15 protein-coding genes are annotated in these 10551 nt (G+C 75.6%); 13 read left to right on the top strand and 2 right to left on the bottom strand.

The features are described 5' to 3' along the window. Positions 1-74 precede the first annotated feature (74 nt). From ACLQ2W_RS28100 to ACLQ2W_RS28110, 3 genes are all read left to right on the top strand, one after another. Positions 75-815 carry a GAF and ANTAR domain-containing protein gene (locus ACLQ2W_RS28100; RefSeq protein WP_425790142.1) on the top strand — a complete coding sequence of 247 codons (741 nt, stop codon included), beginning with the start codon at positions 75-77 and terminating at the stop codon, positions 813-815. A gap of 76 nt (positions 816-891) precedes the next feature. Beyond that, the gene (locus ACLQ2W_RS28105; RefSeq protein ID WP_405094001.1) at positions 892-1389 is read left to right on the top strand and encodes a DUF2231 domain-containing protein; all 498 of its coding nucleotides are present in this window, start codon (positions 892-894) and stop codon (positions 1387-1389) included. 298 nt (positions 1390-1687) lie between these two features. Then, positions 1688-2449, top strand: a complete 762-nt coding sequence (locus ACLQ2W_RS28110) for a class I SAM-dependent methyltransferase (protein WP_425790145.1) — start codon at positions 1688-1690, stop codon at positions 2447-2449. On the opposite strand, the gene ACLQ2W_RS28115 is transcribed toward ACLQ2W_RS28110, so the two are convergent. Next, positions 2427-3401, bottom strand: a complete 975-nt coding sequence (locus ACLQ2W_RS28115; RefSeq protein WP_425790147.1) for a DUF3500 domain-containing protein — start codon at positions 3399-3401, stop codon at positions 2427-2429. The two genes, ACLQ2W_RS28110 and ACLQ2W_RS28115, sit on opposite strands and share 23 nt — an antisense overlap. 37 nt (positions 3402-3438) lie before the next feature. Next, entirely contained in the window at positions 3439-3831 is a 393-nt protein-coding gene (locus tag ACLQ2W_RS28120; RefSeq protein WP_107155535.1) for an ankyrin repeat domain-containing protein, read from the bottom strand. A 292-nt stretch (positions 3832-4123) separates the two neighbouring features. Here ACLQ2W_RS28120 and ACLQ2W_RS28125 point away from each other — a divergent pair, with 292 nt between their 5' ends. The 10 genes from ACLQ2W_RS28125 to ACLQ2W_RS28170 all read left to right on the top strand — a co-directional run bounded on the left by ACLQ2W_RS28125 (position 4124) and on the right by ACLQ2W_RS28170 (position 10472). Then, positions 4124-4576, top strand: a complete 453-nt coding sequence (locus tag ACLQ2W_RS28125; RefSeq protein WP_405094004.1) for a cysteine dioxygenase — start codon at positions 4124-4126, stop codon at positions 4574-4576. 47 nt (positions 4577-4623) lie between these two features. Next, the gene (locus tag ACLQ2W_RS28130) at positions 4624-5115 is read left to right on the top strand and encodes a rhodanese-like domain-containing protein (protein WP_281940676.1); all 492 of its coding nucleotides are present in this window, start codon (positions 4624-4626) and stop codon (positions 5113-5115) included. A gap of 52 nt (positions 5116-5167) precedes the next feature. Then, positions 5168-5758: a winged helix-turn-helix domain-containing protein gene (locus tag ACLQ2W_RS28135; protein WP_425790150.1), complete on the top strand. Its 591-nt coding sequence runs from the start codon at positions 5168-5170 to the stop codon at positions 5756-5758. 290 nt (positions 5759-6048) lie between these two features. Next, positions 6049-6657, top strand: coding sequence for a winged helix-turn-helix domain-containing protein (locus ACLQ2W_RS28140; RefSeq protein ID WP_425790152.1), 609 nt, complete (start codon positions 6049-6051; stop codon positions 6655-6657). A 101-nt stretch (positions 6658-6758) separates the two neighbouring features. After that, positions 6759-7388, top strand: a complete 630-nt coding sequence (locus tag ACLQ2W_RS28145; RefSeq protein WP_281940680.1) for a uridine kinase — start codon at positions 6759-6761, stop codon at positions 7386-7388. Between the two features lie 175 nt (positions 7389-7563). After that, positions 7564-7962, top strand: coding sequence for a TraR/DksA family transcriptional regulator (locus tag ACLQ2W_RS28150; RefSeq protein ID WP_405094008.1), 399 nt, complete (start codon positions 7564-7566; stop codon positions 7960-7962). Between the two features lie 111 nt (positions 7963-8073). Then, positions 8074-8259, top strand: coding sequence for a hypothetical protein (locus ACLQ2W_RS28155; protein WP_425790154.1), 186 nt, complete (start codon positions 8074-8076; stop codon positions 8257-8259). A gap of 5 nt (positions 8260-8264) precedes the next feature. Beyond that, on the top strand, positions 8265-8693 hold the full coding sequence (locus tag ACLQ2W_RS28160; RefSeq protein WP_405094010.1) for a DUF2267 domain-containing protein: 429 nt from the start codon (positions 8265-8267) through the stop codon (positions 8691-8693). 195 nt (positions 8694-8888) lie between these two features. Further along, on the top strand, positions 8889-9191 hold the full coding sequence (locus tag ACLQ2W_RS28165; protein WP_107155543.1) for a hypothetical protein: 303 nt from the start codon (positions 8889-8891) through the stop codon (positions 9189-9191). Positions 9192-9194: 3 nt separating this feature from the next. Continuing rightward, the gene (locus ACLQ2W_RS28170) at positions 9195-10472 is read left to right on the top strand and encodes a cupin domain-containing protein (RefSeq protein ID WP_425790157.1); all 1278 of its coding nucleotides are present in this window, start codon (positions 9195-9197) and stop codon (positions 10470-10472) included. Positions 10473-10551 lie beyond the last annotated feature (79 nt).

Raw genomic sequence — 10551 nt, forward strand, 5'->3', positions numbered from 1 at the left:
AACATGGCACAGGCAACGGCGCCGGACGGGAACACCGCGTGGACGGACGCGGGGGCGGTGGGGGCCGTGGTGCGGTGAACCTCGACACCCGTCTACCCATGACCGACGACCTGGGCGTGCTGGAGACCGCCGCGCTGCTGCGCGAGCTGACCGCCGGCCTGATCGGTGTCGCGGAGTTCGACGAGGCGCTGGACCGCCTGGTCCGGATCGCCCGGGACGCGGTGCCCGGCGTGGACTGCTGCGGCTTCACCGCGCTGCGCGCCGGCGAGCCCGCCGGGGTGGCCGCCTCCGACCCGCGGTACGCCGAGCTGGACGACCTGCGGCACGGCCCGGACACGCCGGCCCTGACCGCGATCCGCCGCCGTGAGATGATCATCGCGGGCGGGCTGGCGGAGGAGTCGCGCTGGCCGACCTGGAGCATCCGCGCCCGCGCGCTCGGCGTGCACGGCGTGATCTCCGCGCCGGTCGACGTGGACGAGCAGGTCATCGGCGCGATCAACCTGTACGCGTCGGCGCCCGGCGCGCTCACGCCGAGTCACCAGCTCACCGCGATGCTGCTCGCCGAGCACGCCGGCCTGCTGCTCGCCGCGGTCCGCGACCGCGAGCGGGCGGTCGCCCGGGCCGGCCAGCTCGACGGCGCGTTGCTGGCCGAGGGCGTGATCGGGCAGGCCGTCGGCGTGATCATGACGCAACGCGGCTGTCCCGCCGCGGAGGCGCTGGGTGTGCTCCGCAGCGCCGCCTCCTCGTTGGACATCCCGCTGCGCGAGGTGGCCGAGCGGCTGGTGCTCACCGTCTCCCGTCCCCGGGACAACTGACCGACAGTCGTTTCGCCCCACGGGGGGTCGGGTAGCACCCTGGACTGGTGAGCCGCGCCGACGTGGGGAGGACGCGATGGAGAGCCGACTTCGGGTGCAGGGGCACCCCATTCAACCGATGCTGGTGACGTTCCCGTTCGGGCTCTTCGTCAGCGCCGCGGTGTTCGACCTGGCCGACGTGGCGGGCGGTCCGGCCTTCCTCGGCGAGGTGGGCTACTGGACGGCGGTCGCCGCGCTGGTCGCCGCCGGGCTCGCCACGGTCGCCGGGCTGGTCGACCTGTGGGACGTGCGGATCGGCCGCGCCAACCGGACCGCCATCACGTTCAACCTGGTCAACGCCGTGATGGCGGCGATGTTCCTGCTCACCTGCCTGATCCGGGCGCACGCGCCGCAGCGCGGCGCGACAGGTGGCCAGCTCGCCACCGAGCTGGTGGCGCTGGCGGTGGGCGCGGTCGGGGTGGGCCTGGGCGCGCGGCTGATGCAGCAGTCCGACCGGGGCCGAGCCGCCGAGCCGACCGGCCTGGAGACGATCCCCGGGGCCACCGTCGAGATCGTCCGTCCGCGCCCCTTCTGACCACCGCCGAGCCCTCGCCTCCATGATTTCGGTGGGGCGCTCCCGGGCGTGTCGCGGCGGGGAGAGTGGACGAGGCGAAACCGGTATGCCTCCTGGTCATAAATATGACCAGGAGGCATACCGTGCACAGGGTCTTGTCTTTCCTGGGCTGTGACGCTGTGTAACAGCGCCGCCGGCAGCGCCGTCACGATTGCGGGCGTCGGGCGGCGCGAATCCGAACAGGCGGGCCTCCGGAGATCGGAGCCGGGCACGGAAATCGCGTTGCCGGCCGTCGTCGATCGGCGGCAGGCTCGGGCCCATGGTTTCCGAACGCGGGTTCGACGAACTGGTCGCCGAGGCCGAAGCGGCGCCGATCGAGGGATGGGGCTTCTCCTGGCTGGCCGGGCGGGCCACCGAGGAGCGCCCGCCGTGGGGCTACGCCCGTCTCGTCGGGGCCCGGCTGGCGGCCGTCGACGCCGCCCTGGACATCGACACCGGCGGCGGCGAGGTGCTGGCCGAGGCGGCGTCCGCGCCGCCACCGCTGCTGGTCGCCACCGAGGCCTGGCCGCCGAACGTGCCGGTGGCCCGGCGCAACCTGAGCCGCGTCGGTGGTCACGTCGTCCGGGTCGGCGACCGGCCGCCGCTGCCGTTCCGCGACGCGGCGTTCGACCTGGTGGTCAGCCGGCACCCGGTGGACACCCGGTGGGACGAGGTGGCCCGGGTGCTGCGCCCCGGCGGCAGCTTCCTCTCCCAGCAGATCGGCCCCGGCACGGTCCGGGAACTCAGCGAGGCGATCCTCGGGCCGCTGCCGCCACCGGAGCACCGCCATCCGGAGCACGCGGTCGCCTCCGCCGAGGCCGCCGGACTGACCGTGGTGGACCTGCGGACCGCCACGCTGCGTACCGTCTTCCAGGACATCGGCGCGGTGGCCTGGTTCCTGCGCAAGGTGGTCTGGACCGTGCCCGGCTTCACCGTCGACCGGCACCGGGCCGCGCTGCGCCGGCTGGACGAGCGGATCCGGACCGAGGGGCCGTTCGTGGCCCACGCCCGGCGGTTCCTCATCGAGGCGTGTCGCCGGTGACCGGGCGGTGCGCGGCGGCGTGGTGCGCGGCCAGCACGTCGGCGCCGAAGTCACCGGCCGGGCGGCGCAGCACGGTGTGCGCGTGGTTGCCGTCGTCGGTGGTGTTGTCGTACTCGATCAGCAGGTCGTCGCCCTGCACCCGGTAGTAGTGCCGCCGGCCCGGCTCCACCGGCCCGGCCCAGGCGAAGTGCAGCTCGCCGCCGTCGAGCCGGGCCGCCTCCCGGGCGGCCAGGTCGGCCGGGAGCCGGTCGAGGTAGAGCGCGACCAGGCGGTCGAGCAACGCGCGCCCGGTCGGCCCGAGCCGGCCCCGGGGCACGCCGAGCGGGTCGAGCCGGCCGGGCGCGGTGGCCCGGGTGGCGCTGATGATGTCGGCCGGGGCCTCCTCGGCGATCACCGCGGCGGCCCGTCCGCCGGGACCGAGCGCGTCCAGCAGCTCGCGGGCCAGGTCCTCCTCCGGGCCCAGCGGCCGGGAGACCGGGCGGCCGGCGTGCCGCACGGTGGCCGGGTTCGCGCCGAGGAAGATCGGGGCGGGGGAGACCCGGTCGTCGGCGACCGTCATGCTCACCGACAGGTGGTGCCCCTCGAACCGCCACGCCCAGCGGTCATCGCGGGCCGGGTCGCCGAAGATCGCCACCCAGTAGTCACCGCTGTGCCGGCCGCGCCGCCAGCCCTCCGCCCGGTCCAGCACCTCTTCGAGCGCCACCACGGCCATGGCCTGCGCGTACGCGGCGGGGCTGAGCGCGGTGGCGAGCAGCCGGTGGGCGGCCTTGCGGGCGGCGACGTCGAGGTCGGCGACCGGGACGCCGGGCCGGGGCCGGGGCCGGTACTCCAGCCATCGGCGGGCCGGCTCGTCGTCGAACTCGTGCCGGGCGCGTCGCCGGGCCGGCTCGTCCAGCGCCGCCAGCAGCGCCGTGGCCGCGGTGCGCATCTGCTCGGGTACGGGATCCTCCACCGCACCTGTATACGCCCCGCGCGGCGGGCCCGGGTGCTCAGTCGCGCCCGAGCTGCGTCAGCATCTCCGGCAGCGTGAAGAACCGGGCGGTCTCCACCGCCGAGGGGGCGCCGTGGTCCGGGTCGGCACCGGCGTCGAGCAGCGCCCGGACCGCCGCCGCGTTCTGCCGGAACACGGCCGCGGCCAACGCGGTCTGCCCCCGGTCGTTGACCCGGTCCGGGTCGGCGCCACGGTCGAGCAACGCGGCCACGGTCTCCGGCCGGGCATGGTAGGCGGCCAGGATCAGCAGCGTGTCGCCCTTGGCGTTGGTCAGGTTGACCGGCAGTCCCGCGTCCACGTTGGCCGCCAGTTCCGCGGTCTCGCCGGCGCGGGCCAGGTCGAACATCCGGTGGGCGAAGGCGACGGTCTCGGCGTCCAGTTCGTCGGGCACCCGCCCAGGTTAGGGCGTCGCGGCCGGCGTCGCCTGGTAGCTTGCCCAGCCGGCACGGGAGGGCGACATGGACGATCGGGTGTACGTGGGCAACGCGGCGGTGGACGGGGCGACCGACGCGGGGTGGCTGCTGGGGCACTTCAAGCCGCACCCGGCGGGGGAGCTACCGGGTGGAGCCGCCGGTGCTGCGCTGACCGCGTCCCGCCATGTGGTATTACCTACTAAACCTATAGGGTTTGCCGTCTAAAGTGTGTGAGCACGCTCCGCTTCGCACCGTGAGGACGCTCCGCCGATGACCAGCTCCGACCCGACCGACCTGCTCACCGTCGCCGCCCGTTGGGTCGACCCGACCGGCTGGCCGGTGCCGCTGTGCTTCGACCGGTCCGAACGGTGGTACGCGCGGCTGCACGCCGACGCCGCGTACGAGGTGTGGGCGCTGAGCTGGCTGCCCGGACAGGGCACCGACCTGCACGACCACGGTGGTTCGTCCGGCGCCTTCCTGGTCGTCGCCGGCGTGCTCGTCGAGGAGACGGTCAGCGGTGGCCGGCTGCGTCCGCACCGCCTCGCCGCCGGCGCCGGCCGGCGCTTCGGCGCCCGGCACGTGCACCAGGTCACCAACCGCTCCGCCGAGCCGGCGGTCAGCGTGCACGTCTACCGGCCCGCGCTGAGCCGGATGACCCGCTACCACCTCGACGCCGGCCGGCTCCGGGTCGCCGAGGTGGCCGAGGCCGGCGTCGCCTGGTGAGCCCGGCGACCCCGCCCCCGATTCCCGCCGAACGGAAGGACGCCACCATGGCGCAGAACCCCGCCCCCGCCGAGAGCTGTCCGGTCCCTCCGTCCGGCTCGCGCGGCATCGACGAGATCCTCGCCGCCGCCCGCGCCCGGCTGCGTCGCCTCGACCCCGAGCAGGCGCACCTCGCCCACCGGGGCGGCGCGCTGCTCGTCGACATCCGCCCGGCCGGCCAGCGGGCCGCGCACGGCACCGTGCCCGGCGCGCTCACCGTCGAGCGCAACGTCCTGGAGTGGCGCTTCGACCCGCGGTGCGCGGCCCGGCTGCCGCAGGCGGTCGACTACGACGTACCGGTGGTCGTCCTCTGCCAGGAGGGCTACACCTCGTCGCTGGCCGCCGCCGCCCTCCAGGACCTCGGCCTGCACCGCGCCACCGACGTGGCCGGTGGCTTCGCGGCCTGGCGCATCGCCGGCCTGCCCACCCTCGGCCCCACCCCGCCGCCCCGACCCTCGTCCACCGCGCCCCCGGTCACCGCCGGCCGGGCGCTCCGCTGACCGTCCCGCCGCACCCGGCGGGGCGGGGCGACCGCCCGCACAGGAGGCTCCCATGTCCGTCGTCGCCCTCAACACCCGTCCGGCCCGCACCGGCCGCCCCGACCGGGCGCCGGCGCCCAGGCCGCGTACCGCACCGACCCTGACCATCACGCTCGACCTGAGCGCCGGCCCGCTCACGCCCGGCCTGGCCCGGCTGGCCGACCTGCTGGACGAGCTGGCCGCCTCCGGGGAAGGGCTGGTCCGGCCGGACGAGCACCGGGCCGCCCGGGCCGTGCTCGACCTGCGTCGCGTCCCCGCGCCACCGGCCGAGCCGACGCCGGCGTCGCCGGCCACCGGGTCGGACGGGATACGCCTGCTCACCGGCACCCGCCGGGTCCGGCACGGCGGCGTCGAGGTCGGCCTGACCCGGATCGAGTTCGATCTGCTGCTCTTCCTCGCCGAGCACCCGCGCCGGGTCTTCACCCGGCTGCAACTGCTCAGCAACGTCTGGGGCTACGAGCACGCGGTGGCCCGCACCGTGGACGTCCACGTCCGGCGTCTACGGGCCAAGTTCGGCCCGGACACGCCGCTGGTGACCACCGTCTACGGCGTCGGGTACCGGCTCGCCGACGACGCCCCGATCGAGGTGGACCGCGACGCCTGAACCGGCCCGGACCGACCCGCGGCGCACCCGGAATCCGGGTGCGCCGCGTTCACGTCGCCGTCGCACCCGCCATTGTGAACGGGCCGGGGACCCCCCGTACCGGCGCGTGTCGTCGCTCTGCTGTAATCAACGGACCTCGTACGCAGAGCGAGCACTCGGCTCCGATGTGTTCGCCAATTGTCACATTCATGCAACGCAGTGGCCCCTTGACCCTCGCACAAGCGCCGGGAAGCATCGATGAAGCGGCGTCCCGGGCCGTGGGGAGATACCCGGACCAGCCAAGGAGGACCATGTCGGTCAGCCCCGCCTCGTCGCGCGCCGGATGGCATACGTCCCAACCCGCGGTCCCCGGCCGTCCGCCCGGCGGCCAGCGTCGCCCCGCCAACGCCGCCGCCACCCCCGTGCTCACCGTCACCCTCAACATCCCGCTGGCCTGCGAGGAGTCGCTCACCCCGGCCGCCCGCAGGCTCCTCGACGCGGCCCGCGAGCTGCTCGAACGCGGCGACGCGGTGGTCAGCACCGGCCCCGCCGGCGCGGACCGCCGACCCGACGTGCCGGCCGGGCGCAGCCCGGCCCGTCCGCTGGCCCCGACCATCACGACGCTGCACATCCTGGCGTCCTCCCGGTCGGTGCTGCGCGACGGCGAGCCGCTGCCGCTGACCCGCCTGGAGTTCGACCTGCTGCTGCACCTGGTCGCCCACCCGCGCCGGGTGTTCACCCGGCTGCAACTGCTCAACGCGGTCTGGGGGTACGAGCACGCCGGCGTCCGCACCGTCGACGTGCACGTGCGTCGGCTGCGCGGCAAGGTCGGGGTGGACGTCCCGCTGGTCACCACCGTCTACGGCGTCGGCTACCGGCTCGCCGACGACGCCCGGGTGACCATCGACCGCACCGGCTGACCACCGCGCCCGCCACCGTCGACCGCGCACCGGACGGAGCCCCGACCGCCCGGACGCGAACCGGTGGTGGACCGACGCCGCCAGCCGGGCAGGATGGACGGATGCGCGTCCGCCCGATCAGCCCCGACCGGCTCGTCGCCGAGCTGACCGGCCGCCTCGCCCGCACCGAGGCGTCCGGCCGGTTGCGGGTGGCCGTCGACGGGCCGCCCGCCGCCGGGCCGGACGCGCTCGCCGCCGCGCTCGTCGACCCGCTGCGCGCCGCCGGCCGGCCAGCCCTGCACGTCCGCGCCGCCGACTTCCTCCGCCCCGCCTCGGTCCGCCTGGAGCAGGGCCGCACCAACCCGGACGCGTACTACGAGGGGTGGCTCGACGAGCCGGGCCTGCGCCGCGAGGTGCTCGACCCGGCCGGCCCGGACGGCACCGGCCGGGTGCTGCCGTCGCTCTGGGACGCCGACGCGGACCGGGCCAGCCGGGCCGCGTACCAGGATCTGCCGGCCGGCGGGGTGGTCCTGGTCAGTGGCGCGTTGCTGCTCGGCGGCACGCTGGCGTTCGACGTCGCCGTGCACCTGGTGCTCTCCCCGGCGGCGCTGGCCCGGCGCACCGACCCGGCGTGGCGCTGGACGCTGCCGGCGTTCGCCCGCTACGCCGACGAGGTCGACCCGGCTTCCTTCGCCGACGTGGTGGTCCGCGCCGACGACCCGCGCCACCCGGCGCTCGTGGAACGGGCCTGACCAGGCGGTTCGAACTCACGGGAAAGTGCCAGGAAATCTCCGGTTTGGCCCGCCGGAGGCAGGGGTAATCGCCCGGCTCACAGAGCACGGGCGACCTCGCCCGTGCGTTCCCGTTCGGACCGGGCCGTCGGCATCGCCGCAGGGCCGGGTCGAGCCGCAGGAAAGGCAGGCAGCGATGCTCGTCCACGACACGACAGCCACGGGCCGCTCCCAGGCGGAGGCCGACCAGATCCGGCAGTCCCTGCGGTCCCGGTACGACGAGCTGACCGCGGAGTACGACCAGGCCGTGATGCAGAGTCAGGTGCTGCGGCTGGTCGAGGTCGGCGACACCGCCGGCGACGACCAGGCCGACAGCGGCACCAAGACCGCCGAGCGGGACACCGCACAGTCGCTGCTGCGCACCATCCTGGACCGGCGGGCCCAGTTCGAGCGCGCGTTGGCCCGACTCGACGAGGGCACGTACGGCTTCTGCGAGGGCTGCGCCGCGCCGATCCCGGTGGAACGGCTGGAGATCTTCCCGTCGGCCACCTCCTGCGTGGCCTGCAAGCAGACCCGCGAGCGACGCGCGGCCTGAGGTTCCGCGCACTCACCCGCTCCGGGTGAGGACGGCTCACCCGGCCGCCGCACAGCATGGACGGTGCGCGCGGACGCACCGGCCCGCGCGCCCCGACGAGGAGGTGGGGTCATGACGGTACGGGTGGTGGCGGATCGACGCCGCGGCGGCGTCCTGCACGTGGTCGGCAAAGCCGACGTGCCGCCGGAGCGGGGTGGGCGGCCCGGCCGGTTCAGCCCGACCCGGCTGTGGCGAGGGCCCAGCGGTCCACCGCGACGCGCCGACGACCGACGCTGGGAGACCGACACCCGGGGGTGAGCCCGATGGCTGAGCAGCTGATGTCCGCGTTCGAGTCCTCGCTGGACAAGACGAACGTGATCCTGAAGGAGATCGAGTCGGCGTACGGCTGGCCGCCGGAGCGCCGCAACCAGTCGTACGCGGCCCTGCGCACCGTGCTGCACCTGCTGCGCGACCGGTTGCCGGTGCCGGAGAGCGCCGAGTTCGCCCAGCAGTTGCCGGTGCTGCTGCGCGGCATCTACTTCGACGGCTGGCAGCCGGAGAACGTGCCGATCAAACTCAACCGCGACGACTTCCTCTACGAGGTCCGGCAGGGCTTCCCGTACGACGTGTCGGGCGGCCCGCAGCGGGTGGTGCAGGTGGTGCTGGACACGCTGCGCCGGCACGTCACGCAGGGCGAGTGGCAGGACGTGAAGTCCGCCATGCCGCGGGACCTGGCTCAGCTCATTCCCTGAGCCGGCCCCACCCCGGTCCGTTCCGCCCCCTCGGCGGGGCGGGCCGTCGGCGTCCGGGGCGACGCCTTGAACGCGAACCGTCCGTGCGCCCGGGTTCGGGCGTCTACGGTGGGGTTAGAGACGATCGGACGTGGGGTACCACCCGCTGCACACGGACCCCGGGAACACGCGGGGCGGCACACCGAGGGAGCACCCATGGCTTTGAACGACGACGACATCCAGACCAGCGGCGGCAGCGGCCTGGAGGGCCCGGCCGACGGCGGTGCGACTCCGGGTCAGCACGACGGTGGCGCGGACGGTGGCGCGGAGGGTCCGGCCGACGGCGGTGCGACCCCGGGTCAGCACGACGGTGGCGCGGACGGTGGCGCGGAGGGTCCGGCCGACGGCGGTGCCACTCCGGGTCAGCACGACGGTGGCGCGGACGGTGGCGCGGAGGGTCCGGCCGACGGCGGCGCGACCCCGGGTCAGCACGACGGTGGCGCCGACGGCAGCGCCTGACCGATGAGCCGCACGCACGTCGACCCGCCGGGTGGCCACGGCCACCCGGCGGGTTCGTCCTCCGCCGACGCGGCGTTGGCCCGCTGCGTGGCGGTCGAGCCGGCCAAGTTCGCCGCCGACCACTGGGGGCGCAGCCCGCTGCTCTCCCGGGCCGCCGACCTGCCCAACCCGGACGGCTTCACCGACCTGCTCAGCCCCGCCGACGCCGACGAGCTGCTCAGCCGCCGCGGCCTGCGTACCCCGTTCCTGCGGGTCGCCAAGGACGGCCAGCTCGTGCCGGCGGCGCGGTACACCGGCGGCGGTGGCGCCGGCGCCGAGATCGGCGACCAGGTGCTGGACGAGAAGGTGCTGGCGCTCTACGCCGACGGCGCCACGCTGGTGCTCCAGGGCCTGCACCGCACCTGGCCGGCGATCGTCGACCTGGCCCGCGACCTGGGCGCGGCGCTGGCCCAGCCGTTGCAGGTAAACGCCTACCTGACGCCGGCCGGCAGCCAGGGCTTCGCCACCCACTACGACACCCACGACGTGTTCGTGCTCCAGGTCGACGGCCGCAAGCACTGGCGCATCCACCCGCCGGTGCTCGCCGACCCGCTGGAGCGCCAGCCGTGGGGCGGCCGGGCCGACGAGGTCGCCGCCACCGCCGACGGCCGACCCGCGCTGGACGTGGTGCTGGAGCCGGGCGACGCGCTCTACCTGCCGCGCGGCTGGCTGCACAGCGCCCAGGCGCAGGAGTCCAGTTCGCTGCACCTGACCGTGGGCATCCGGGCGCTGACCCGGTACGCCATGGTGGAGGAGCTGCTGGCCCTGGCCGCCGAGGACGCCCGGCTGCGCGCCGGCCTGCCGTTCGGTCTCGACCTGGCCGACCCGGACGCGATCGAGCCGGAACTCACCGAGACCGTCGAGGCGCTGCGCGACTGGCTGCTGCGGGCCGACCCGGCGGCGGTGGCCGCGCGGCTGCGCTCGCGGGTGTGGCCGGCCGCCCGACCGGCCCCGATCCGCCCTCTCGCGCAGGCCGACGCGCTGGCCCGGCTCGTCCCGGACAGCCGGGTCGCGCTCCGGGAGGGCCTGCGCTGGCAGCTCACCCGGACCGACGCCGGCACGGTCGCGCTGCGCCTGACCGACCGCACGCTCACGCTGCCCGGCACCTGCGAGCCGGCGCTGCGCGCGCTGCTCACCGGCGCACCCACCCGGGTGCGCGACCTGCCCGGCCTGGACGACGACGCCGACCGCCTGGTCCTCACCCGCCGCCTGCTCAAGGAAGCGGTCCTGGTCCCGGCCTGACCCACCTCGGTGATCATGAGGTTGGCCGGCCCCGCGACGGCGTGTCGCGCCGCCAACCTCATGATCACCGAGGTGGGCG

Source organism: Micromonospora sp. DT227 (assembly GCF_049841835.1).
GTDB lineage: Bacteria > Actinomycetota > Actinomycetes > Mycobacteriales > Micromonosporaceae > Micromonospora.